The 24,210-nt window shown below is 44.9% G+C and carries 20 protein-coding genes and 1 pseudogene; 11 read left to right on the forward strand and 10 right to left on the reverse strand.

Annotated features, from left to right (window positions below; all coding sequences use genetic code 11):
- Nucleotides 1-19: 19 nt before the first annotated feature.
- The 7 genes from MTF70_RS06675 (at nt 20) to MTF70_RS06705 (ending at nt 5,543) form a co-directional block, all read left to right on the forward strand.
- Entirely contained in the window at nt 20-340 is a 321-nt protein-coding gene (locus MTF70_RS06675) for a hypothetical protein (protein ID WP_005374251.1), read from the forward strand.
- On the forward strand, nt 337-888 hold the full coding sequence (locus MTF70_RS06680; RefSeq protein ID WP_248393886.1) for a hypothetical protein: 552 nt from the start codon (nt 337-339) through the stop codon (nt 886-888). Before MTF70_RS06675 ends, MTF70_RS06680 begins: the two co-directional genes overlap by 4 nt.
- Before the next feature lie 22 nt (nt 889-910).
- Nucleotides 911-1,837 carry a zinc ABC transporter substrate-binding protein gene (locus MTF70_RS06685; protein ID WP_130546497.1) on the forward strand — a complete coding sequence of 309 codons (927 nt, stop codon included), beginning with the start codon at nt 911-913 and terminating at the stop codon, nt 1,835-1,837.
- Nucleotides 1,837-2,565: a metal ABC transporter ATP-binding protein gene (locus MTF70_RS06690; protein ID WP_017635536.1), complete on the forward strand. Its 729-nt coding sequence runs from the start codon at nt 1,837-1,839 to the stop codon at nt 2,563-2,565. Before MTF70_RS06685 ends, MTF70_RS06690 begins: the two co-directional genes overlap by 1 nt.
- Nucleotides 2,565-3,440 (forward strand): metal ABC transporter permease, encoded by an 876-nt coding sequence (locus MTF70_RS06695; protein ID WP_005393560.1) that lies wholly within the window; start codon nt 2,565-2,567, stop codon nt 3,438-3,440. The genes MTF70_RS06690 and MTF70_RS06695 overlap by 1 nt, the downstream gene beginning before the upstream one ends.
- Nucleotides 3,441-3,462: 22 nt before the next feature.
- A complete protein-coding gene (locus MTF70_RS06700; RefSeq protein WP_053307119.1) occupies nt 3,463-4,332 on the forward strand; it encodes a zinc ABC transporter substrate-binding protein in 870 nt (289 codons plus the stop codon).
- 215 nt (nt 4,333-4,547) lie between these two features.
- Nucleotides 4,548-5,543: a porin gene (locus MTF70_RS06705; protein ID WP_017635534.1), complete on the forward strand. Its 996-nt coding sequence runs from the start codon at nt 4,548-4,550 to the stop codon at nt 5,541-5,543.
- A gap of 218 nt (nt 5,544-5,761) precedes the next feature.
- Here the strand turns inward: MTF70_RS06705 and MTF70_RS06710 are convergent, their stop codons facing one another.
- The 4 genes from MTF70_RS06710 to speA form a co-directional block, all read right to left on the reverse strand.
- On the reverse strand, nt 5,762-7,927 hold the full coding sequence (locus MTF70_RS06710; RefSeq protein ID WP_205461111.1) for a S9 family peptidase: 2,166 nt from the start codon (nt 7,925-7,927) through the stop codon (nt 5,762-5,764).
- Between the two features lie 311 nt (nt 7,928-8,238).
- Nucleotides 8,239-9,444 carry a multidrug efflux MFS transporter EmrD gene (gene emrD / locus MTF70_RS06715; protein ID WP_005374234.1) on the reverse strand — a complete coding sequence of 402 codons (1,206 nt, stop codon included), beginning with the start codon at nt 9,442-9,444 and terminating at the stop codon, nt 8,239-8,241.
- A gap of 409 nt (nt 9,445-9,853) precedes the next feature.
- Nucleotides 9,854-10,774, reverse strand: coding sequence for an agmatinase (speB, locus tag MTF70_RS06720; RefSeq protein ID WP_053307121.1), 921 nt, complete (start codon nt 10,772-10,774; stop codon nt 9,854-9,856).
- 1 nt (nt 10,775) lies between these two features.
- Nucleotides 10,776-12,698, reverse strand: a complete 1,923-nt coding sequence (gene speA, locus MTF70_RS06725; RefSeq protein ID WP_005374230.1) for an arginine decarboxylase — start codon at nt 12,696-12,698, stop codon at nt 10,776-10,778.
- 311 nt (nt 12,699-13,009) lie between these two features.
- Between speA and MTF70_RS06730 the strand changes: the two genes are divergently transcribed.
- Nucleotides 13,010-13,735, forward strand: coding sequence for an MBL fold metallo-hydrolase (locus MTF70_RS06730; RefSeq protein ID WP_005384195.1), 726 nt, complete (start codon nt 13,010-13,012; stop codon nt 13,733-13,735).
- A gap of 66 nt (nt 13,736-13,801) precedes the next feature.
- On the opposite strand, the gene MTF70_RS06735 is transcribed toward MTF70_RS06730, so the two are convergent.
- From MTF70_RS06735 to MTF70_RS06745, 3 genes are all read right to left on the reverse strand, one after another.
- Nucleotides 13,802-14,230, reverse strand: a complete 429-nt coding sequence (locus MTF70_RS06735; protein WP_005384193.1) for a RimK/LysX family protein — start codon at nt 14,228-14,230, stop codon at nt 13,802-13,804.
- A gap of 65 nt (nt 14,231-14,295) precedes the next feature.
- A complete protein-coding gene (rimK, locus tag MTF70_RS06740) occupies nt 14,296-15,201 on the reverse strand; it encodes a 30S ribosomal protein S6--L-glutamate ligase (RefSeq protein ID WP_005374224.1) in 906 nt (301 codons plus the stop codon).
- Nucleotides 15,202-15,530: 329 nt separating this feature from the next.
- The gene (locus tag MTF70_RS06745; RefSeq protein ID WP_025768062.1) at nt 15,531-16,145 is read right to left on the reverse strand and encodes a TetR/AcrR family transcriptional regulator; all 615 of its coding nucleotides are present in this window, start codon (nt 16,143-16,145) and stop codon (nt 15,531-15,533) included.
- 155 nt (nt 16,146-16,300) lie between these two features.
- Here MTF70_RS06745 and MTF70_RS06750 point away from each other — a divergent pair, with 155 nt between their 5' ends.
- The gene (locus MTF70_RS06750; RefSeq protein ID WP_031780877.1) at nt 16,301-17,314 is read left to right on the forward strand and encodes an MBL fold metallo-hydrolase; all 1,014 of its coding nucleotides are present in this window, start codon (nt 16,301-16,303) and stop codon (nt 17,312-17,314) included.
- A 95-nt stretch (nt 17,315-17,409) separates the two neighbouring features.
- Entirely contained in the window at nt 17,410-17,754 is a 345-nt protein-coding gene (locus MTF70_RS06755) for a DUF5329 family protein (protein ID WP_085569254.1), read from the forward strand.
- Here MTF70_RS06755 and MTF70_RS06760 read toward each other — a convergent pair.
- Entirely contained in the window at nt 17,722-18,621 is a 900-nt protein-coding gene (locus MTF70_RS06760) for a LysR family transcriptional regulator (protein ID WP_248393888.1), read from the reverse strand. The two genes, MTF70_RS06755 and MTF70_RS06760, sit on opposite strands and share 33 nt — an antisense overlap.
- 1,331 nt (nt 18,622-19,952) lie before the next feature.
- Nucleotides 19,953-20,291 carry a 50S ribosome-binding protein YggL gene (locus tag MTF70_RS06765; protein WP_005374208.1) on the reverse strand — a complete coding sequence of 113 codons (339 nt, stop codon included), beginning with the start codon at nt 20,289-20,291 and terminating at the stop codon, nt 19,953-19,955.
- 266 nt (nt 20,292-20,557) lie between these two features.
- Between MTF70_RS06765 and MTF70_RS06770 the strand changes: the two genes are divergently transcribed.
- Nucleotides 20,558-22,594 (forward strand): PhoX family phosphatase, encoded by a 2,037-nt coding sequence (locus MTF70_RS06770; protein ID WP_248393890.1) that lies wholly within the window; start codon nt 20,558-20,560, stop codon nt 22,592-22,594.
- Nucleotides 22,595-22,712: 118 nt separating this feature from the next.
- Here MTF70_RS06770 and ascB read toward each other — a convergent pair.
- Nucleotides 22,713-24,105: pseudogene (ascB, locus tag MTF70_RS06775) on the reverse strand (6-phospho-beta-glucosidase).
- Nucleotides 24,106-24,210: the final 105 nt, after the last annotated feature.

Here is a 24,210-nt window from a genome sequence, read left to right on the forward strand (position 1 = left end):
GGGCCATTTTGGAATTATCATGAATAACACTTCTCTTCTAAAAGCGGTTTTGCTTTTTTCTGGATTTGCGTCCTTTCACGCTGCTGCACATTTTCCTCTGATGAGCTGTCACTTGGCGCAAGATAAAGTGATTTGTGAAGCGGGCTACTCGGATGGATCCACAGCGGTCGACTACGATGTCGAAATGTACGATTACGACGACAATCTGATCGCCAAAGAAAAAACAGATAAGCGTTCCATCGCAGAATTTACTCACCCTGAAACAGATTTCTATTTGGTATTTGATGCCGGACATGAAAGCCCGGTGGAAGTGGATATCGTTGAGCTGAAAGAGAAATGAGTGTACAGAAAGTTCGCCCTGATGATGGTAACCGAGAAGGAAAGTGGGTCGCACTGACAATCGCAGCAATTCTCAGTTCAGCAGCCATACTTATGCCCTACCATCAGGTCGCGACTGAAAAGCCAGACATGCAGTCTCATCAAGTGTTAATCACGGATTTACATCAAAATGAGTTGAGGTTGATCGCTGAACTTAAGCTCGCTCATGAAGAGATTCGTGATTTGCAGTTAGATACCGGAACTTGGCCTGAGATCTCTGATATGGAGGCGCTTTGGATTGCTCCTTTCGTGAAAGACCAAAATTGGAAGCGTAAAGGTTCTCATCAGTGGCAACGAATTGATGACGGTGTCTACATTGGCGTGAAGACCAGTGCCCAAGGCTCTGCTTCCATGCTGTTGGATAGCCGCAGTTCTCAAGCTGATATTTGGTTTAATGATTCTAGCCGTTCGTTAAATGTGGAGGGACTAAGCGAGCTAGCAAAACGCCACGATTTCGGTTGGAAACAAATCGTTGTGTCAGGCTCTTCCTCTCACTCTCACGCCCATTAAGACAACATAATTGATAAGTACTATGATCAAACGCTCTCTTTTACGTCGTATTCTTACAGCCACCGCGTTATTGACGGTGTCTTCTACTGGCTTTGCTGCCGAAAAACTCAGTATTGGTATTACGCTACAACCTTATTACAGCTATGTTAAAGCCGTTGTTGGTGAGAAGGCGGACATCATTCCTTTGGTTGATGCTGGTTTTAATCCTCACAACTATTTGCCACAACCTAATGATCTTAAGCGCTTAAATGAAATGGACGTAATAGTGATCAATGGTATTGGTCATGACGATTTTGCACTGAAAGTGATCAAGGCTTCTCAGCGTGATGATCTCGTGGTTATCGAAGCGAACAAAGAAGTGCCTTTATTGCCCGCTATGGGGCAGTCTGTTGGTCAAGGAGCAGTGAACCCTCACACCTTTGTCGGTCTATCAACAACCATTCAAAAGGTTTACACCATCGCGAGTGAGCTAAGCCAATTGGACCCAGACAATGCTACGTTCTATCGCCAAAATGCTCGTAAATACGCGAAAACATTTCGCCTGATGAAGCGTGATGCAATGTTGTCTCTTGGTGAGTTGGACACGGCTGGTATGAAGGTGGCGACAACCCACAATGCTTACGGATATATCCTTCAGGAGTTTGGTGTTGACGTTGCCGCTGTCATTGAGCCTGCTCATGGCGTTGAACCAAGTGCAAGTCAGCTACAGGAAACGATAGAGAAAATTCGTGAATCGGGCATTGATGTTCTGTTTTATGAGCTCAATATGCCGAATCGCTTTGTTGATACCATCGAAGAGGCGACTGGGGTGCAGCTTTATCGCTTTTCTCACATGACTCACGGTGAGTATGAGGCTGATAAAGTCGAGGTTGAGATGCGAGATAATGTGGAAACACTAATCGAAGCCATGAAATTTGTGGCGAGTAAGCGAGCAGGGGAAAAGGCGTAATGACTGGACCTTCCGTTTCCTTAAGTAACGTGGGCCTAAAATACGCCGACAATATCATTTTGCAGAACATCAGCGCCGAATTCGAGAACGCGAAATGTCACGTGATTATGGGACCGAACGGCGGTGGTAAAACCTCTTTGCTTCGTTCGGTACTTGGACTCACGCCATTTTCGGGAAACATAGCGCTCAATTGGCCAGAACCATCAGCTGCATCGGGGAAGATAGGGTATGTGCCACAAAAAGCGATGTTTGAAGCAAGCCTCCCGTTAACCGTGATGGATTTTGTACTGCTTAACCAAACTCGTATCCCTCTATTTTGGCGACGTAAAACGAAACAAACTCAACATGCCCTGGCCCAGCTGGATCGCGTGGGTATGGCAACGCGTAGCGACCGTCGTATGGGGCAACTCTCTGGCGGTGAGCAACAGCGTGTTTTGTTTGCGCAAGCTTTACTGGATGAGCCCAATTTATTGGTTTTAGACGAACCTACAACTGGCATGGATGAGCAAGGTGTTCGATATCTTGAAGGTTTGATTCATGAAGTCGTTGGAGAAGGCAAAACGGTGCTGGCAGTACATCATGACGTGACCGCAGTGCGCCGTTTAGATGCGCAGGTCCATGTCGTAAATCGTCAAATTGTGGCGTCAGGTCACCATTCAGATGTGCTAAGCCCTGATCGTATAGAAACATTATTTAAGCACTACACAGCAAAAGTGGAGGCTGCATAATGGATTGGTTGCGAGAGTTAGCGGTTAGCGGCGTTGAAGCTGGATGGTTAAGCGATAGCTTTTCTTATGCTTTCATGGTGAACGCAATTGTGGCAGCGCTGATATTAGGGCCATTACTTGGTGGTCTTGGTACATTAGTCATCGCCAAGCGACTGGCTTTTTTCTCTGAAGCGGTTGGGCATGCTGCGCTTACCGGAATCGCGATTGGTGTGTTGCTCGGTGAGCCGCCAGAGAATCCGATCATCGGATTGTTTAGCTTTTGTATGATTTTTGCGCTGTTGCTTCACTTTGTTCGTAATCGTACGAATGTACCTTACGACACACTGGTTGGGGTTTTTCTTGCACTAGCGTTAGCGGTTGGTGCTGCGCTGTTAATGTACGTTGCTCGCAAGATCAACATTCACATGTTGGAGAACGTGTTGTTTGGCTCGATCTTGACTGTGACGGACAACGATATCCTTATTTTAGCGATCAGTTGTTTGATCATATTACTGCTTCTTATTCCAACGTTTAACCGCATTTTGCTGACTTGTATTAGCCCGGATATTGCACGTGTACGCGGCTTTAATACCAGCTTTTATGATTACTTATTTGTCATGATGATCACCTTGGTCACCATCGCCGCGGTAAAGATTATTGGCGCTGTATTGGTTGGTGCATTGCTACTGATTCCTGGTGCAACGGCTCGGTTATTGACTAAACGCATGGGCAGTTTTGTTCTCCTTTCTTCTTTATTGGCAACCATTGCGTGTTTAGTAGGAACCATACTGCCGATGGAGCTTGAGCTACCAGTGCCATCAGGCGCATCCATCATCATTGTTTCTGCGGCATTTTTCCTAACAGCAACGGTTTACCGAATTATCCAAAAAGCGTAACCCTTTTTATAAAGTAATGAACATGAAGATAAAAAAATTAGCGATAACTTTTGGTTTGGTTATAGCGACGACACTTCCATCGTTGGCAAGCGCCAAAGACATTTTAACCAGCACTCCCGTCACGTACATGTTGTCTGAGCAACTCATGAAAGGTACAGGGATAGAGACTCAGTATCTGCCTCCAAAGCGTTACGGCGTTGAGCGTCTTGAGAACTGGTTCGCAAATAAAGGTACAGAGCAAGTTAAGCAAGCGGGTCAAGCCGCGACGGTTGCTGTTACTCTTGGTGCGATTTGGAAACAAGACCCGACTTATGTTTACGCTCGACAGGGCAACATTCACTTGATTGAAATCGATGCATCGCAGGCCATTTCTCCTAGAGCTCAAGGAGTTGCAGTACTGACATTGGAAAACGGGTCAACATCGAAGTACGCATGGCTGAACCCTACAAACTTAATCCGAATGGCGGGCATTGTTGGAGAGGATCTACAACGTGTATATCCTGAACACCAAAAGGCGATTCAAACGAATCAACAGGCTCTTATGCTCAATGTGCGTGAACTGATCAACCAACAACAGGCAGAGATCTTCGATAAAGGCATCGATTCAGTGGTACTGATGAGTGAGTCATTAGAGGACTTTGCCTCTGGCAACCAATTGTTTGTGGTTGGGCGCGAATTTAAGCCGGAACTCGAGTGGACAGAAGAAGACAAATTATCTTTAAAAGCTCAGTTTGAACAAGATAAAACGCTATGGTTAGTGACGGATAAACGACCGTCGAAAACCTTGACATCGCTTATTAAACCGAGCCGCATACTGCAAATTGATGTTATTGACCGCTGGGGCAGTAAGGGTATCAAAACTGAGAAGCCACTCGCACGTTGGGAGATGTGACACGTAAAAAGCCACAGATTTTATGATGGGGAATGAAAAGTTCCCTATTTTTTTGTGACTCAGTTCAAAATGTGAGCATTAATACCACTGGTTGCATAAGAAAGTGTTTGTTTCATTTCTATTTCATTACTACTTTGTTATGTGTTCGTTGCGATTGATTCGGATTTAATCTGTTTCTAAGCGAACCGGTACAAACAACTATACGGATGTTAACAATGAAAATGAAAACTCTAGCCGTTGCAGTGGCGGCACTAGCATGTGGTTCACAGGCCTTCGCAGCAGAAGTTTACAACAGCGATGGTACATCTTTATCGATCGGCGGTCACGTTTCAGTTGGCGTGGGTGAGTATTTCGAAGAAGATGTAAAAGTTCACCAAGTGTCTCCACGTATTAACGTTGCGGGTAAGAAAGACATTGGCAACGGTATTACTATCGACGCTAAAGGTGAATGGGCGCTTAACTACCTAAACGGTGGCGAGCAATCGTTCAAAACTCGTCTAGGTTACATCGGTGCTACTCATGAGCAGTTTGGCCGTTTAGTAGCAGGTACTCAATGGTCACCTTACTACGATGTCGCTGGCGTTGCGGATCTACCAATCGCGTTTGCGAACGACTTTTTGTACGACAACCACGGCAACCTAGGCTCAGCTCGTGCTGATAAAATGCTTAGCTACCGTAAAGGTTTTGAATTTGGTGAAGGTTTTGCTTTCAACCTAGGTCTAGGTTGGCAAGGTGAGCAAACTTCAGATGCAACAACATACGAGCAACGTGGTCAAGTTGCATTGAGCGGTTCTGTAGCTGGCTTTGGTCTAGGCTACGTATACAGCGGTGGTGATGTTAAAAACGCGACTCTAGGTACTAAGAACGCTGAATCACACCTATTCTCTGTAAACTACGGTCAGTACGGTTCAGGTCTATACGCAGCAGTAGTATACGGTATGAACGAGTACTTCTACCAAATGCGTAAAGACACTTCTCAACTTGAAGCTCTTTTGGCATACGGCGTAAACGATTGGACATTCAGCGTTAACTACGAAGGCGTAGAAGACGAAGAAGACAATAAGACAGTTTCAAGCGAAACTGCGCTACAAGCAGAGTACGCTGTAACTCCTGCTTTCGTAACGTTTGCAGCTTACCAGTTTGATCTAGGTAACGACTACAACAATGAAGAGAACGACTACTGGACTCTAGGTGCTCGTTACTACTTCTAGTAAATAGGCCAGTTTCTACTGCCTAAACACATTTATTGTGTTAACGCCTACTCGTTGTGAGTAGGCGTTTTTCTTTCTGCTATCCTTTGGCTATAAGAGACGCTAGTCATTCTGTGCTTAGGTAACCCCACTCTTTGTTTAGAGAGTGCGTCTATAAAAAATGCCCGCAACTTGCGGGCATTTTTGTTGTTAGAAGAGATGCAGTTCTATTAATACGCTTATTTTTTATCGAGTAAATCGAGGAAGAAGGCATACTCTAGCGCATCTTCTTTTAAGCGTTTAAATCGACCAGATGCGCCGCCGTGTCCGGCTTCCATATCGGTTTTGAACAACAAGACGTTATCGTCTGTCTTCATTTCACGAAGTTTGGCGACCCACTTCATTGGTTCAAAGTACTGTACTTGAGAGTCGTGCAAGCCAGTCGTTACCAACATGTTCGGGTAGTTTTGCGCCTTGATGTTGTCGTAAGGCGAGTAACTCAACATATAGTCATAGTATGTTTTGTTATTTGGGTTACCCCATTCATCATACTCGTTGGTGGTCAATGGAATTGATTCATCGAGCATAGTGGTTACCACGTCCACAAACGGAACATGAGCGCCGATACCGCGATACAGTTCTGGTGCTTGGTTGATGATAGCCCCCATTAAGAGGCCTCCTGCAGAGCCACCAACAGCGAAGACTTTATCTTTCGCGCCATAGCCTTGTTCAACCAAACCTTTAGTCACATCAATAAAGTCGTTGAATGTGTTTTGCTTGGTTAGTTTTTTACCGTCTTCATACCAAGGGCGGCCAAGCATTTCAGATCCACGAATATGAGCAATGGCGTAAACAAAGCCGCGATCCAATAGACTCAAACGTGTCGAGCGGAAAGTTGGCTCAATGGTTGCGCCATAAGATCCATAACCATATTGGTAGAGTGGATTCGTACCATCTTTCTTAAATAAGTCTTTACGATACACCAAAGAAACGGGTACTTCTTTACCGTCACGGGCTGTGACCATGATGCGTTCTGATTGGTAATTGTCAGGATTAAAATCACCAAGTACAGGTGTTTGCTTCATGATTTCTGACCCGCCCGTTTTTAGATCGAAATCGTAGTAGGTTCCTGGAGTGGTTAAACTGCTGTAATAAATACGAACTTTCTCGTTATCCAGCTCTAGGTTACCTGTCAAATAGGCAGCAAACGCATCGTCATTAAATGTGAGGGGGAATTCTTTTCCTGTTGAAAGCTGACGTACAGTGACGCTTGCTAGGCCGTTAGAGCGCTGCTCATAGACGATGTGATCATCGAATAACTCGAAGTCGACAAGTTGAGTATTGTCGTCTGCGGCAATCACATCTTGCCATTTAGAGCGGTCATGCATGTCATTTTGATGAACTTTCATCAAACGGAAGTTGACGGCTTGATAGTTAGTATAAATGTAGTACCAATCGCCTAGCTTAGAAATACTGTATTCAATGCCATCTTCGCGAGGATAGAACGGTTTCGCCTTTGCTTTAGGGTTGTTCGCATCAATGATAGAGACCCCACTGGTTTCTGTACTCGAATGCCAGATATAAATATCTTCGCCATCTTTGCTTTTGCTTAGTGAGGTGTAATAGGCGCTGTCGGTTTCCTCAAAAATCAGCTCATCGTTGCTTTGTGGTGTGCCCAATACATGACGATAAACTTGGTAGCCCAATAAGGTCTGAGGATCTTTTTTGATGTAGTAAAAGGCGTTGTTATCGTTCTGCCATGCGACAGCGCTTGAGGCCCCTTCGATTTCATCTTGTAGGTAATTGCCTGTTGTCAGGTCTTTGATCTTAAGGGTGTACACGCGGCGGCTTAATGTGTCTTCGCCATACGCCAATAAGTTTTCATTCGGACTAACGTATAGGCCGCCGATACTGAAAAATTCATGTTCTTTTGCTAGTTCATTGACATCTAAAATGATTTGTTTGTCTTTGCCTGCAAAGTCTTTAGCTCGCAAATGGACTTCGTACTCGTTATCTCCGGTCACTTCACTGGAGTAGAAGTAGTTGCCTTTACGAACCGGTACTGAGTTGTCGTCTTTTGCGACGCGCCCTTTAATTTCTTCAAATAGCGTATCTTGAAGTGTTTCAGTGTGCTTTAGAACGGTTTCTGCGTACTGATTTTCTTTCTCTAGGTGCTGTAAAATTTCAGGGTCTTTACGTTCGTCGTCACGCATCCAGTAGTAGTTATCAACGCGGGTATCGCCATGAATAGTCATCGCGTGAGGGACTTTTTTCGCAACCGGAGCTTGAGTTTGTTGAGCAACGATCTGTGTTTGGGAGTATTGAGTCATGCTGGGGATTCCTTGATTGCTGCATCCGGCGACAAGCGCGACCGAGACGGCCAACGTAGTTAAAGTGAAACGCATCTGATTTTATCCTTATTGTACACCCAAGTGGCCTCATCCTGAGGGCTGGGCTTTCATTTTGTTAGTGGTTTTCAGTTGTCCATTCTTTGTTATGGGGTATACCGAAAAAGTGAGAATCCTCAATATTTCCGAGTTGGATACTCAATTTGAAGGGAGCTGAAAACACATTGTGTAAGCAGCTGTTATTTTTAACAAATATCAATTCGAAAGTTAAATCATTCTCATCGGGAAATCGATATAGTGTGATATGAAAAAAGGGACACACTTGTTGAGTGTGTCCCTTTTGGATTTTGAAAGTAAGCTGATAATGATCAGATAACTTGCGGTACTTCGTTTGAGTGATTGTGTGCTCGATTCACCCACATTAACCCAAGCATTGCAATTACCGACATTGCCATCATCAAAATGCCCAAAGGCATCTGGTTATGCGCTGGAAATAGTGACGCGAGCAAAGTTGCGACACCTGCCCCCAAGTTTTGCATGCCACCCAATGTCGCGCCTGCTGTTCCTGCATGGTATGGGAATGGCGCAATCGCTCCAGTTGTTGCTGCTGGGAAGAGAATACCCGCACCCAAAAAGTACACGGTTGCGCCTCCAACCAGCGTTAACGCCGTGGTCAAACCAAACAAGCCTGGGATGAGCACAATAGCAGAGCCCACAAAAATAGAGACCAAGCCTACGTTTAAAGCACGACGCTCAGAGCGACGTCTTGCGATGTAGCTAGATAAGCCCGCACCCACCAAGTAACCTGGGATCGGCAATATAAACAGCAAACTTACCGTTGTTGCAGGTAATTCTAATACCCCACCTAACAACACCCCAGCCGCTGCTTCGAATACACCCACACCAGCGAATGTTGCAACCAGGCAAATCAAAAAGCCTTGAAAGCGACGGTCAGACAAAACGTGTTTGTAGCTTTTGGCTACTGGTTCGAATTTGCGTTTCTCTTTTGGTAGCGTCTCCATCATGCTTGTCATCATAGTGATCACAACCGCGATAGCAAATAGCGCTAAGAACAAGTAGCTCGACCGCCATCCGAAAGCTTCTGTTAGGTAGCCGCCTAATACTGGTGCCATTAATGGTGAGAAAATCACACACATGCTAATTAAGCTGTTTGCTCTGTGTAGATCAGAGCCTTCAAAGCAATCGCGAGTCAGAGTGCGTGACATCGCACCGCCGCAGCCAATACCTAAGCCTTGGATAAAGCTACCAATCAAGAACCATTCAAATTGATGTGCAAATAATGCTACCAGTGTACCCGCGATGTAGATAAGCAGCCCGACGATGATGATCGGTTTGCGTCCCAAGCGGTCCGATAGTGTGCCATACGCAAATTGCGACAAGCCATATGGGATTAGGTAACAAGCCATCACAGCTTGAAGTGATGACGCAGATACCAAAAACTCGCCCGCCATATGACCGATTGAAGGCACGTACATTGTCTGGGTCATTTGACCCACGGCAGTCAATATAGCGATTAAAAAGGTAAGTTTCGCTAATGGAAACGAAGCAGACATTTGCGTATCTCTCCAAAAAATTTAAGACGTAAAAACCCTTAGCGCTCTTTTACAGAGTGCCGACTGAATTCTTGTGTTGCGGGGGTATTTGCGCGAGATAATAGTGCTTGCTTGTATAATTAGCAATCGAAAAGTGTGAAGTTGAGCAAGATAAAAATCTATGATTTCAATTAGAAAAACTAATCCGATTTTGTTTTCAAAAAGCGGTGCATTTCTTTGTCTAATTACGTTAAATCTTTTACTTTTCGTGAATAGAATGAGTCTTATAGATAACTGGTTTTAATGGTTAAAGTGCAAAAATAAAGCGTCTGCTCGGTTGAGCTGAGCTCAAGATGAAACGAGTGAATAAAAGGTAGAGGAAAGCATCAGAAAGAAAAGGGAGCCGAAGCTCCCTTAGAAATGATTATGTCTATTCGCGCTCAGATGCGTATGCGTAAAGCATTTCTAGTGCGATGGTTGCTCCCGCTAGTGCGGTAACATCACTGTGGTCGTATGGAGGCGATACTTCGACAACATCCATACCCACGATATTCATGCCGGCTAAACCACGAATAATTTTCAGCGCTTTGTCTGAGTTCAAGCCACCACAAACTGGTGTACCAGTTCCCGGTGCGAAGGCCGGGTCTAAGCAGTCGATGTCAAAAGTGACATATATTGGCTTGTCTGCGACGGTGCGACGAATTTCTTCTAGGATCTCGTTCACCGACATGTCATTCGCTTGCATCGCATTAATCACATTGAAGCCGTGATCTTGCTGTTTGTACTCCGTACGAATGCCGATTTGTATTGAGTTCTTCGCTGAGATCAAACCTTCTTTCGGCGCATGGTAGAACATCGTACCGTGGTCGTATGAACTGCCATTTGCATAGGTGTCCGTATGAGCATCAAAGTGAATCAACGCCATTTGGCCATGATGCTTCGCATAGGCACGCAGGATAGGTAGCGTAATGAAGTGGTCACCGCCCAATCCCAACATGGTTTTACCACTTTTTAGAATTTCACTGGTTGCCGCTTCAAGGCGGTAAGTAAAATCTTCCGCATCACCGCAATCGAACACGAGATCACCTGCGTCGATCACTTTCAGTTTATCCAATACGTTGAAGCTCCAAGGGAACTTCTTACCTTCCCATGCCAAGTTGACTGAGGCACGGCGAATTGCATCTGGACCCATACGCGCACCTGGACGACCAGATGTTGCCATGTCCAGAGGGACTCCCAACACCACAACGTCTGCGTCTGCCGATACCGGGTTACGAATGTACGGCAGACGTAAAAACGACATAGAGTTGGAGTAAAGCGAATAATCAGTTTTAGTAAACAAATCATTCATATCAGAAGTCCTCTAAATAGGTGTATCCTGCTAGACCTTGTTCTAGTTCTGCTAGGATTTGTGCTTGTTCATTGGCTTCAACTCGCTGTGAAACCAATTGTTTATAATTGTCACGAATCGCATCCACGTCGATATGAACGTAGCGCATCATGTCTTCTACACTATCACCTTCGTTGATGTAACTGATCTCAAATTGACCGTGTTCATCAACATTGACTACAGCACTGTGGGTATCACCAAATAGGTTGTGCATGTCACCAAGGATTTCTTGGTATGCGCCTACTAGGAAAAAGCCCATTAAGTACGGTTTGTCTTTGCTCCAAGCTGGTACAGGTAGCGTGCTCTCGATGCCTTGACCATCAACGTAGTGATCGATCGCGCCATCAGAGTCACATGTGATGTCCAACATCACTGCACGACGCTCTTCCGCCTCGCCCAGACCAGAAAGTGGCAGAACAGGGAACACCTGATCAATACCCCAAGCATCTGGTAGAGATTGGAAGAGAGAGAAGTTCACGAAGAACTTATCCGCAAGACGTTCGCTCAACTCGTCCAGAATCGGACGGTGGAAGCGATTCTTAGTGCTCATCTTGCGGCTTAATTCGAAGTAAATGCGCAGTGACAATTGTTCTGCCCACGCACGTTGTTCCAAGTTAAGCACGCCTGTAGCAAATTGAGAGTGCACTTCTGCCAAATCACTTTGGGTATCATTGTAAATCTCAATTAACGCACGAGCGTCTGTACCATCTTGTAAGTTTTCCCAGTTTCGCCACATGTTTTGTAGCAACAGCGGAGCGTCCTCATCAAGCTCATGTACTTCTTCCGGTAGGTACGACTCGGTACCAATTACGTTAGAAATCAATACAGCGTGGTGCGCTGTTAGCGAGCGACCCGATTCCGAAATGATCACTGGCATTGGTTGTTCGTATTGCAGACACACATCGCCCACAGTGTTGACGATATTACGTGCGTATTCTGCAAGTCCGTAGTTCATCGAATTCGATGATTGGCTGCGTGTGCCGTCATAATCCACTGCCAAGCCGCCGCCCACATCGAAGTACTCGATGTTTGCACCGAGTGCGCGTAGTTCGCAGTAGAAACGTGCAGACTCGTTCACACCATTGCGTACATCACGGATGTTTGCCATCTGTGAACCAAGGTGGAAGTGAACCAGTTGCATCGCGTCTAGGTTGCCTTCGCGTTTAAGACGTTCAATAACGCTAAGCACTTGCGATGCTGATAAACCAAACTTCGATTTTTCACCGCCACTTGCTTGCCATTTCCCTGCGCCTTGAGAGGCGAGGCGAATGCGTAAACCAAGGCGCGGTTTTACGCCCAAACTTTTCGCTTCTTCTAGTACCAGATCCAGCTCAGAAAGCTTCTCTAATACGATGAATACCTTGTGACCCAGCTTTTCACCGATCAGTGCAAGACGCACATACTCACGGTCTTTGTAGCCATTACACACGATCACGGAGCTACCTTGTTGAGCCAATGCAAGTACCGCCAACAATTCTGGCTTGCTACCCGCTTCAAGACCAAGCTGCTTGGTTTCTAGTTGAGCTTGGCTCGCTAGAATTTCATCCACCACTTCACGTTGTTGGTTTACTTTAATTGGGTACACCAACAAGTATTTGTTTGGATATTGGTATTCTTCAATTGCTTGGTTGAATGCGTGGCAAATACCATGCACACGTTGGTGCACGATTTGCGGGAAGCGTACTAATACAGGCAGATTTAACTGCTTCGCTTCTAGCTCATTTACAATAGCGCTGAAAGGGATTTGATGTGCACGATCACTACGTGGTGATACATATACTTCGCCTTGGTCATCAATGCCGTAGAAACCTTGGCTCCAGTAGTGAACGTTGTAGTCCGCGCGGATGCGGTCTAATTTAGTTGCTTTTTCCAACTCGATTCTCACAAAAATGTACTTAACTCCTTAATTAATTAGAAGGAAAAGTACAAAAAAGCAAATCATGAGGTATTTACCTCATACCCTGACACGAACTCCGTGTGCGCGCATTAACGGATAAAAGGGCCCTTGAGTCTAATGATTAAAATCTATCATCTCGATTATGATTTGTTGTCGTCGCTACGTGTGAATATTTGTTTACCGAAGCGTCCATTCTGCTGTTATAGTTGGTCTGACCAGTAAGGATTCGGTCATGAAGCATCTCACTAAAATAAGGACATATTTTGCAGCTGCACAGAATTCAGGGGTACATTCAGACCATGTATCTCGCCGAATATCCCGATAAATTATTGTTGCTTGATGGTGCCAGTCGAGCAGACATTCCTCATCTTAAAGACTTTATTGAACATCAACTCCATCGTCCTTTTTCTGACCTAAAGTTGGTTGTTGTGACCCACATGCATCCAGACCATGCTGGTGGTGCGCACAAACTACGTGATTTAACAGGATGTAAGCTATTGGCCGCAAAGCGAGAGAGCCAGTGGTATAGCGGTGTAGACGGTTGGCTAATGCATTTGACCGATTTAATGTTAGCACGCTGGATGGCGAATCGGATGCGTAAACCAAAGCAAAACCTTTGGTATTCCCGCAAGTTAAATCCAGATATTGAACTTATTGATGGAGAGTTTATTCCTGGATTTGATGATTGGCAGGTGCTAGAAACGCTTGGGCATACCGACCGAGATCTGTCGGTTTATCATTCTGAACAAGATGTGCTGTATGTGGCGGATTTAATGGTGCAGGTGAAAAAGCATCTGATTGCGCCGTTTCCCATATTTCATCCGAATCAATATCGGCAATCATTAAAGCGTGTGTTTGAGATGAATCCGCAATGTTTGCTTCTGGCACATGGGGGAGAGGTGACTTTGGATGAAAAAGCGTATCAGCACATTTTGAATACAGCGCCGACTAAGCCAATGACGCACTGGCGAGTGACAAAAGTTAAAGCGAAGGGATTGTTGTTTGCGTTATTTCGTAGGAAGTAGGCTAAGATAAAGCCAGACGAGTGATGCTCAACAAAAACGTTCGATCACTCATCTGAAGCTACGGGGTTAAGATGCCAATAAGTGAGATTGGCTAGGATCAACGAGCACTTTGTCTGCCATACCCTGACGACCTAACAACATCATGTAAGTCATTTTTTCACGGTTAGTCAACGTAATGTCGATTGGCCATTGTTGGTCGCCCATACGCAGCATCGTTGTGATCACGCAGCGGTGCTCAAAAGTACCGTTAGAAGATTTAACCTTACGGTTTGCTTTTAGTTTCGCTGTGCAGCGAACCACTTGTTCTAAATGGTATACATCTGGGTGCAAATCGAATGCAACATAAGACTGACCATCTTTTTCAAAGCAATCAATATTGTCTACATGTAATGAAGAGGTTTGAGCGCCTGTATCAATACGCGCTTCAAGGTGAGTAATCCCTAACTCTGGCAAGCAAATAGCTTCGGCATTCCCAATGATCATTTTCTGATTCATAGTGTCATCCTAGCGACGAGTAACAAGAGAGCCGGTTTTTGGCTCTCTTGTGCGTTAAACAAAAATCAACCTTTACCGCGAGTACGGTTTGAATTTGGCTTAGCGTTTTTCTCGATAAAATCGAAGATCATACCTGCAATGTTTTTACCAGTTGCTAGTTCGATGCCTTCTAGACCAGGGGAAGAGTTCACTTCCATTACCACTGGGCCATTTTTAGATTGAAGGATATCCACACCACAAAGGTTCAAGCCCATCACTTTCGCTGCATTTACAGCGGTCGCACGCTCTTCTTTGCTCAAACGCACGAGTTGTGCAGAGCCACCACGGTGAAGGTTAGAACGGAACTCGCCTTCTTTTGCTTGGCGCTTCATTGCGGCAATCACCTTATTACCGACAACAAAACAACGGATGTCCGCGCCTTTTGCTTCTTCGATAAATTCTTGCACCATGATGTTAGCTTTCAAACCCATGAAAGCTTCAATCACGCTTTCTGCCGCTTTATTTGTTTCAGCAAGTACAACACCAATGCCTTGAGTGCCTTCTAGCAATTTAATCACTAGAGGTGCGCCACCAACGTTTTTGATCACGTCCTGAATGTTGTCAGGATGGTGAGCAAAGCCAGTGCGTGGCAAACCGATGCCTTTACGTGATAGCAGTTGTAATGAGCGCAACTTGTCACGAGAGCGGCTGATCGCGACAGATTCGTTGACACAAAATGTACCCATCATTTCAAACTGACGTACAACAGCAGTGCCGTAAAACGTAATAGATGCCCCAATACGTGGAATAACAGCATCGTATTGCGGTAATTCTTCACCCTTGTAGCGGATCTTAGGGTTGTTGCTCGTAATGTCCATATAACAGTGAAGCGTGTCGATCACATCGATTTGATGCCCACGTTCTTCACCCGCCTGTTTTAGGCGCATGGTTGAATATAAATTCTCATTACGAGAGAGAATAGCAATACGCATGGCAATTCCTTAGTAAGTCAGTACCAAATTAAAATATAAGTATAGAGCATAGAATGCAGTAGGCAGGTGATCATGTTATGACATAACCTACTTACTTCAACGATTTAGAATTGTGGTTGAACAACCACGTCGTCAGAGGTGCGCACCTTAGGGCGTTTTTTTGTGAGATGAAAACGAAAAAGCATCGTCGACACGACAAAAATATTTTATCGAACGCTCACGCCTTGCGGTATGAGACTGTCAAGGGTGAGATAAATAAAATTGAGCAAAAATTTCATCGCTTTGTCACGAATTATCGCTTAAAAAAGCGGCCAATTTGACCGCTGTTTTTAGCTGTTTTGATAGTGACTTAAAAAAAGTTCCGCCGTTTGGGTAGCTAACAGCCTAGATTCTTCATTCGACAAAGAGGGGCGAATTCCCATTAACTGCGGCCAGAATGCACTGCCTTTAAGTAAGTTGTGCAATTGAGTGCTTGCTATATGTACATCATCAATTTGCAAAGCGCCACTGTTCGATTTCTCAGTAAGCCAGCGGTACAGGGCGGTTTCCTGTTTCGACATTTGTTCTGCTTGTTCTTTGAGATCTTCCGGCTTAAATAAGAAGTGCCCAAATGCCACTTTTGCCAGCTCAATATAGTTTGGTTCCGTTACCACAATGATCTCGCTGTAGAGTAATTCAATCAATTGATCTTTGAGTGGCAGAGTGGCCAAGCGTTTAATATCGCTTTCCATCATTGACGAACGCCAAAGCTCAGTCAGCAACTCCGTCACGATCGCTTCCTTAGAAGGGAAGTGATTATATACCGTGCGCTTAGAGACTTGTGCGATTGCAGAGAGCTTATCCATGCTGGTGTTTTGCACCCCAAACTCTTGGAACGCTTGCCTTGCCGCGCACAAGATGGCTTCTCTTTTGGTTTCGCTACGACTTTTTCTTTTTACATTCATAAGCTTGCTAAGTTAAGAAGATCATTTCTTGATCTATTTTACACTAAGTAGTTTACTTTTGATAATTAGAATGTAAACTGCACCGTGTAGTTTACTTTTGTTCGGGTTAACTTTTTATGAAAAAAACTTTGCTAGCCACAGTAGGAGCGTTCGCGATGGGTACATCAATGATTTCTTGTTCTAATGTTGATACTGAAAAAGCGCCAACATACCCGGACAAATTTGCAAATACAGAGTTGGAATACAAAAGCGGTTTGGGCGACATGTTCGAAATCATGAAAGCGTATTTTACGACTGAGCGCCTTAACCCAACACCAACGATTGAAATTCCAGTGCATGCGATCACAGCGCGGCAACTGTTAGAAGAGCAAGATGACGTCATCTATCGTCTGGGTCACTCAAGCGTATTAATGAAGCTCGATGGAAAACTGGTGATGACCGACCCTGTATTCAGTGATCGCGCGTCTCCTGTACAATGGGCAGGGCCAAAACGCTTTCACCAAACCCCCATCACGATAGAAGATTTGCCAACTATCGATGTGGTGGTGATCAGTCATGACCATTACGATCACCTAGATAAAGCTTCTATTAAAGTGCTAGGCGACAAGGTGGGCACTTTCTTGGTGCCGTTAAAAGTTGGCCAATTACTGGTGAATTGGGGTGTGCCGAAGGAGAAAGTGATCGAGCTAGATTGGTGGGAGTCACATTCTGTCGACGGCATTGAATATACATTGACTCCGACTCAGCATTTCTCTGGTCGAGGTTTGACAGACCGCGATACGACGCTGTGGGGCAGTTGGGTTATTAATGCACAACAACACAAAGTGTTCTTCAGTGGTGACTCTGGTTACTTCAATGGCTTTAAAGAGATTGGCGAAAAGTACGGTCCGTTTGACTTCACCATGATTGAAACAGGTGCGTACAATGAACTCTGGTCAGACATTCACATGTTCCCAGAGCAAAGCGTTCAAGCACACATTGATGTGCAGGGCAAAGTGATGATGCCGATCCATAACAGCACGTTTGATTTATCAATGCACGATTGGAATGAGCCAATGCAACGCGCGTTAGACATCAGTGAAGAGCGCGGTGTAACGTTGGTGAGCCCTGAGATTGGTCAACGCTTGGCGATTGCGGAGCCTCAGCCTGCTAAGGCATGGTGGCAATAATTGCTGAGCTAAACAGCCAAACACCAGAATAGTTAAGTCACTTATCAGTAGTTACTATTAGTAGTTACGTGGTCAGGGATAAGGATAAAGGTGCGATGAAAGCAAAGTGGACGTTGTTACTTACATTAAGCATTCTGCCTACCTTTGCACTAGCAGGGGTAGAGCAAGATATCTCGACGTTGATAAAACGAGTTGAGCAATCCTCTTGCACCTTTATCCGCAACGGCAAGGCGTACACTAATCAAGAAGCGGCAGAACACATGCGCAATAAATGGGATTACGCCAAAGATGACGTTGATTCCGTGGATGTGTTTATAAAAGAAGTTGCGTCGAAAAGTTGGTTATCTGGCAAACCATATTGGGTGGATTGCCAAGAGGAACGCATTACCAGCGAAGAGTGGCTAACATCATTGATGCGCACCACCAATCACATCCAATAACACTTCTTTGATGGTCTGATAGCGCAGAGGTAGAGCACGACTGCGCTTACGAACTAGAAATAGCTCTTCACATACAGTGTTTTTCAATTGAGCAATGTGTAACGTGTCTTTTAGCGGAAAATTGTCGACCGCACTTTGAGGCAGCACGGTGAAGCCAAGTCCTTTGCTGACAGGTAGCAAAATTTGGCTCAATTGATTTACGTAGCCGGATAATGGTAAATCGCTCATCTTAATTTCTTGGAGCTGTGGTTCTTCACACTGGTCAAAAAACAGCGTCATGTAATGCTCGGCATCAGGGTGGCTAATGACACCACAGTCATGCAAGAGTTGTGGCGTTATCTGCTTATTTTGATAATGCTTTGGCAGAACCAAGCACAACCTCTCTTTACCAATTCGCTCACTGTGAAACAGACCTTTGTTGGGAACATCAGTCACGATACCAATATCGATGTGCCCTTGCGTTATGGCGTTGAGAATAGATTGATTTGGCGCGGCTTCTAAATGTAACGATAAGCTCGGGTGCTGTTTTTGCTTCTCCAAAATGGGCCCATACAACATTAACGCCATTGCACCAGAACAAGCCAGTTTACAGTGGCCTGAAAACGCATCATCAAAACTGAGCTCTTCGAGCAGCTTCTTCTCTCTATCTTCTAACTCGAGCGCATATGCGTAGACAACCCTGCCTTGTTCGGTTAATTCGAAGCTTTTGTTTTCGCGCTTGATCAAGGTATGCTGACAACTTTGCTCTAATTTTTTGATGTGTTGGCTGACGCCAGGCTGAGTCATAAAAAGTTTTTCTGCCGTTTGCGTAAAATGACCGACTTCAATCAATGTCTTAAATGTATGTAACCAAACAGGATTAAGCATAGTGTGTGATTTTCTGAGAGCTTTGTTGGGAGACGTAAAGAAAATGATAGCACGGTGTTTTATGAAAACAGAGAAGACTTAAACGATAAAGATGAATCGCTATCAATACATTACAGACAAAATAAAACCCCGCCTGGTTTCCCAGACGGGGCTTATTCTTTTTCGCAGCAATCCAGCTACTAATAGGTGCTCCCTGCATCTATCCTTGATTGTGGCTAAGTCCTTTAACCGAGTTCCTTGTTCATCGCCTTCCTAGCGGTGTCCATTCTTGCCTATCATCCTGACGGGCGAACTCTATCCTAGAGCTTAACTACATCCTTGCTGACAACTCATCCTAAGCTATCAAATCTTCATCCTGAAGATACCCAATCCTTTAGGCTTTTTTCCTGTTCCCGCCAACATCCTGTCGACAAATTGAGTATTGATGTTTTGCTGATTTGACTCAATTAACTTTTCTAAATTATTTTTACTTATTATTTTAAGTGAATTTAAATATTACTTTTAAATCATATATTTAATGTTTTTTCTGGCATTGCTCTTAGAGGTGATTAATCTATTTGCTTACAACTCTTGTAAGAGATCTCGCACAAGTTTGGTGGTGAATGTATTAATGTGCGCTTTTTGTTCCGAGTTCTGTGGATTGAACTGGATCACAATGCGTTAAAAGGGAGACGATAAAGATGAAAGTGAATTGATCTTGAGTAGAGATTTGTTTGAAAAGAAATAAAAATTCTTGCGGTTTTTATAAACAGTATGGTAAATCTGAAATACCCACCTTGTTAATCCTTATTAAGATTCAATGACAGTATAAGTAGGGAACTTGATTGCCATTTTTCTGTCATATCTGGTGAGTAAGTTAACTGTGTCAGATAGATAATATGCCGTTTGCCAGTAAAAACAGGCTGCAAGAAATCGGTAATTATCATTATGTTGTGAAATTGGTCACGGTTAAATGATTGATTCCCTTATAGATTGAAGGGGATACGACCTTAGACAATAAGCTCCATGAGGAGCGTTACTTATATAAGATGAGGGACTTTACTATGAAAAAGACTAGAAGAGCTCAGCTACATCGTGTGCGTATTCAATACTGGAAAGACACGAAAGACGCACCAGCTAAAAAATCATAGTTAATTATACCTAAAGGCACGAGCTGGCTGTGGAACGCAGTTTCCCGTTGATTGCCAGCTCAAAAACGCCACAATCACTCCGCGCAACTTCCCAAGCACCCTATTTTTAATATCGCATTCTTCCAAAAATAAAAAAGCCAGTCTTAAGACCAGCTTTCTCTACCATTTATCGAGCTCTGCGTATTACAGGTTGCCCTTTAGTTACAGGTAGTTGGCGTCAACTAGTTCGCCCGCTTGCGCGCTTTTCACTTCTGGGCGTGCTTCTAACCATTTGATAACTTGCGCTTTCTGTTCTTCAGTCGCACTGCCGTAACGGTCAGTAGAACATAGGAAGCCTTCAAACAGTTCTAGACCACCGCCACCGAAGCAAAGACCAAGCTCGTCAATGTAGTCGATAAAGTCATCAACGAATGCATCGTAACGGTCGAAGTCGTTAATGTCTGTTTCACAGCTGATCTCGAAACCTAGGATTGCGAACTCACCTAAGAACAGCTTTTTACGGATACGACGGCTCTTGTTATCGATCTTGTCTAATTTCATGATTATCTCTCGTAGATGATTTGATTTCGTACACCTTATACCTTCTATCACACTTTAGCCCAAGTAAAATCAGAATGAAGCGATACAGTTGGTGATTATGTAACCAGAATTTAATTGCTTCGTTAGCTGTGTTGGTTGGTTTGCAGTATTGTTGAAACACAAGTTTCATATGTTTTAAGCACTTTTGTCATTTTTCTTATCCAAACTTCTTGCCGTTCAACTAATCACTTATTTATTAATTAAACTATAAGATCGGGAAAGTAAAAATGAGCAAGGAAACCTTTGACGCGACGCGTTATAACCAAAGTGAAAACAAACCATTTGAAGAAGTATTAGAAGCGAGCCTATCTCGACGCAGCATTCTGAAAGGTGGTTTAGGTATCAGTGCGATGACAGCGTTTGGTGCTTTCGGATTGGCTGGTTGTAACTCGTCTGACTCAGGGAGTACAGTAAGCAGTGGTTCGGGCGCATCTAAAGCCGTTCTTAACTTTGAATCTATCCCTGGCTCACTCACTGACGCAGTTTCAATTCCACAAGGCTACACCGCACAAGTACTAGTACCTTGGGGAACACCACTTAATGCACAAGGCAGCGCATGGCAAAATGATGGTACCAACACCAGTACCGATCAGTTAAATGCGCTAGGCATGCACCATGACGGCATGCATTTTTTCCCATTGAACGATAGCACTACAGATGGCTTGCTATGTATTAACCACGAGTACATCGACACATCAGCACTGCATCCAAACGGTCCGACGGTTGAAAATGGCGTACGTACCATTGTAGATGAAGTGCGCAAAGAGATTAACGCGCACGGTGTATCAGTGGTTCGCATTCAACTGGAAGATAACATGTGGAAGTTGGTTGATACCGACCCACTAAACCGTCGTTATACTGGTGCGACAGTCATGGATTTGTCTGGCCCGGTAGCCCACACATCTTTAACTGTCACTCGTTTCTCACCAGATGGCAGCCAAGCGCGTGGTACGTTAAACAACTGTGGCAACGGCTACACGCCGTGGGGCACTTACTTAACGTGTGAAGAGAACTGGCCTGGTTACTTTGTTAACGCCGGGACTCGTACAGAAGAGCAAGATCGCATTGGTGTTGATGACCAAAGCACACGCTACTTGTGGGAGACATTAGCAGGTAATGCAGAAGAGCGTCTTGATGAGTTCTCTCGCTTTAATGTGGCTCCAACAGGAGCAAGTGCGATGGATGATTACCGTAATGAAGCCAATGGTCACGGTTACATTGTCGAGATTGACCCTTACACGCAAAACTCACGTGCGAAGAAACGTACTGCGCTAGGTCGTTTCCGTCACGAGGGCTGTACTTTCGGTAAGCTTGAAGAAGGCAAACCAGTGGTATTTTATTCTGGTCACGATTCTCGCTTTGAATACCTATACAAATTTGAATCTGCGGCAGCGTGGGATCCAGCAGATGCTAACCCTGATAACCGCTTGGCGATGGGTGACAAGTACATGGACGAAGGCACACTGTATGTGGCGCGCTTCAATGAAGACAGCACAGGTACTTGGTTACCATTAACGCTTGATAGCGTAACAACCGCTGGTGGTACGTTAGCGGATCACTTTAACTCACTGGCTGAAATTATCATCAATACTGCTGGCGCGGCGGATTTAGTTGGGGCAACACCAATGGATCGACCTGAGTGGTGTACGGTTGATCCATTCACGGGTTCAGTATATTTAACATTGACGAACAATACGCGCCGTACAGATGAAACCAATCCTGCGAATCCACGTTTGAATAATAAGTTTGGTCATGTTATTCGTTGGGATGAAGGTGCTTCAGCAACTGACTTTACTTGGGATATCTTCGTGTTTGGCTCTCCGGCAAACGGTGATGCGGACACTAACCGTTCGAGCTTGACCGAGCTTAACCAGTTTGCGAGCCCAGACGGCTTAGCGTTTGATCCTCGCGGCATTCTGTGGATTCAAACGGACAACGGCGCAGATGAAGTGACGTCTTACACCAATGACCAAATGCTTGCGGTTGTACCTTCTAAGCTGACGGATGAAAACGGCACACAAGAAGTGATCGGTGCAGAAAACCAAGCTGAGTTGAAACGTTTCTTTGTTGGCCCTAACGGCTGTGAAGTTACGGGCTTTACCATTAGCCCAGATTACAAGTCTCTGTTCGTGAACATTCAGCACCCAGGCAACTGGCCTTACAGCGACAATGCAGCAGAAGAAACACCTGCGGGGATGACACTGCGTCCACGTGCAGCAACGGTGGTTATTCGCCGTGAAGACGGTGGTGAAATTGGTGTTTAACCAATAGGTCATACGACTGAATATCGGGAATAAGAAAAGCCCTGCGTTTGCAGGGCTTTGTTTTTTCTATCTAAATACACATGCACTTTGTATCTAGGCTTGTATCTAGATAATAAGCTTAGTTTTTCAGCGAGCCGCCCGCAGTGCGAATCACATCTTGATACCAGAAGAAGCTCTTCTTACGTTTACGTTCTAACGTACCTTGACCATCGTTGTGGCGATCAACGTAGATGTAACCGTAACGTTTGCTCATTTCAGCAGTTGAGTTCGCGACCAAATCGATTGGCCCCCAACTGGTGAAGCCCATCAGCTCAACGCCATCCAAAATTGCTTCATGTGCTTGTACAAGATGGTCGTTCAAGTAAGCGATGCGGTAATCATCTTGAATCTCACCGTTTTCGTCGATTTCATCACGTGCACCTAAGCCGTTTTCTACGACGAACAGTGGTTTTTGGTAGCGATCGTGAAGGAAGTTCAGCAGAACGCGCAGGCCTTTTGGATCGATCAGCCAGCCCCATTGGCTCTTCTCAAGATATGGGTTTGGTACGCTATCGACAATGTTACCCACTTCTTTCTGTTTCGGATCCGCACTTGCACAGCCACTTGCGTAGTAGCTGAATGAGATGAAATCGACACTTGCCGATGCGATCTCTTCTAAGTCGCCTGCTTCCATCTGAATTTCAATGCCATTTTCACTGAAGTAACGCTTCATGTAGCCAGGGTACTGACCACGTGTTTGCACATCACCGAAGAACAACCACTTGTTGTTTTCGTGCATGGCAGCAAGCACGTCATCAGGGTTACAAGTGTACGGGTAGTTGATTGCGCCAAGCAGCATGTTACCAATCTTGCCGTTTGGTACGATTTGCTGACACAGTTTTACCGCTTTTGCGTTTGCGACTAGCTGGTGGTGAATCGCTTGGTAAATCTCTTGTTCACTGGCGTCTTCTTGCAAACCAACACCAGTAAATGGTGCGTGCAGTGACATGTTGATTTCGTTGAACGTTAACCACAGCTTCACTTTGTCTTTGTAGCGTTCCAGCACAGTGCGAGCATAACGCTCGAAGAATTCGATGACGCGACGATCGCCCCAGCCGCCATAGTTTTCAACCAGTGCGTAAGGCATTTCGTAGTGAGATAAGGTCACGAAAGGTTGGATGTTATGCTTGGCAAGTTCGTCAAAGATTTTATCGTAGAACGCCAAACCTTCTTCGTTAGGTTCTAGCTCGTCTCCGTTCGGGAAGATGCGGCTCCACGCTAAAGACAGGCGCAGACAGTTAAAGCCCATCTCTTTAAACAGCGCAATGTCTTCTGGGTAGCGATTGTAGAAGTCGATCGCCACGTCTTTTATACCCGGCGTACGTTCTTCACGGGTTTGATGCGGACTCAAAATACCGTTTGGCAGCATGTCTGATGTCGATAACCCTTTCCCCCCCCAGGTTGTACGACCCTTCTACTTGGTTTGCAGCAATGGCACCGCCCCAAAGAAAATGTTCAGGAAACTTAATCATGTTTCTCACTCTTTATCGTTCGGAAGTTATTCGTTTATTTGCTTGAGAATAGTGTAGGTCAAGGAGGGATTCTTGTATCGAGATCGTGTTTTTCTCAAACAGCGG

The sequence above is a fragment of the Vibrio sp. 2CM40D genome (assembly GCF_023161825.1).
Taxonomy (GTDB): Bacteria; Pseudomonadota; Gammaproteobacteria; order Enterobacterales; family Vibrionaceae; genus Vibrio; species Vibrio alginolyticus.

Bases quoted from the DNA above. Each gene is read 5' to 3' on its own strand.
- MTF70_RS06675 (WP_005374251.1), top strand. From the start codon at position 20: ATGAATAACACTTCTCTTCTAAAAGCGGTTTTGCTTTTTTCTGGATTT.
- MTF70_RS06680 (WP_248393886.1), top strand. From the start codon at position 337: ATGAGTGTACAGAAAGTTCGCCCTGATGATGGTAACCGAGAAGGAAAG.
- MTF70_RS06685 (WP_130546497.1), top strand. From the start codon at position 911: ATGATCAAACGCTCTCTTTTACGTCGTATTCTTACAGCCACCGCGTTA.
- MTF70_RS06690 (WP_017635536.1), top strand. From the start codon at position 1,837: ATGACTGGACCTTCCGTTTCCTTAAGTAACGTGGGCCTAAAATACGCC.
- MTF70_RS06695 (WP_005393560.1), top strand. From the start codon at position 2,565: ATGGATTGGTTGCGAGAGTTAGCGGTTAGCGGCGTTGAAGCTGGATGG.
- MTF70_RS06700 (WP_053307119.1), top strand. From the start codon at position 3,463: ATGAAGATAAAAAAATTAGCGATAACTTTTGGTTTGGTTATAGCGACG.
- MTF70_RS06705 (WP_017635534.1), top strand. From the start codon at position 4,548: ATGAAAATGAAAACTCTAGCCGTTGCAGTGGCGGCACTAGCATGTGGT.
- MTF70_RS06710 (WP_205461111.1), bottom strand. From the start codon at position 7,927: ATGCGTTTCACTTTAACTACGTTGGCCGTCTCGGTCGCGCTTGTCGCC.
- emrD (WP_005374234.1), bottom strand. From the start codon at position 9,444: ATGTCTGCTTCGTTTCCATTAGCGAAACTTACCTTTTTAATCGCTATA.
- speB (WP_053307121.1), bottom strand. From the start codon at position 10,774: ATGAATGATTTGTTTACTAAAACTGATTATTCGCTTTACTCCAACTCT.
- MTF70_RS06730 (WP_005384195.1), top strand. From the start codon at position 13,010: ATGTATCTCGCCGAATATCCCGATAAATTATTGTTGCTTGATGGTGCC.
- MTF70_RS06735 (WP_005384193.1), bottom strand. From the start codon at position 14,230: ATGAATCAGAAAATGATCATTGGGAATGCCGAAGCTATTTGCTTGCCA.
- rimK (WP_005374224.1), bottom strand. From the start codon at position 15,201: ATGCGTATTGCTATTCTCTCTCGTAATGAGAATTTATATTCAACCATG.
- MTF70_RS06745 (WP_025768062.1), bottom strand. From the start codon at position 16,145: ATGAATGTAAAAAGAAAAAGTCGTAGCGAAACCAAAAGAGAAGCCATC.
- MTF70_RS06750 (WP_031780877.1), top strand. From the start codon at position 16,301: ATGGGTACATCAATGATTTCTTGTTCTAATGTTGATACTGAAAAAGCG.
- MTF70_RS06755 (WP_085569254.1), top strand. From the start codon at position 17,410: ATGAAAGCAAAGTGGACGTTGTTACTTACATTAAGCATTCTGCCTACC.
- MTF70_RS06760 (WP_248393888.1), bottom strand. From the start codon at position 18,621: ATGCTTAATCCTGTTTGGTTACATACATTTAAGACATTGATTGAAGTC.
- MTF70_RS06765 (WP_005374208.1), bottom strand. From the start codon at position 20,291: ATGAAATTAGACAAGATCGATAACAAGAGCCGTCGTATCCGTAAAAAG.
- MTF70_RS06770 (WP_248393890.1), top strand. From the start codon at position 20,558: ATGAGCAAGGAAACCTTTGACGCGACGCGTTATAACCAAAGTGAAAAC.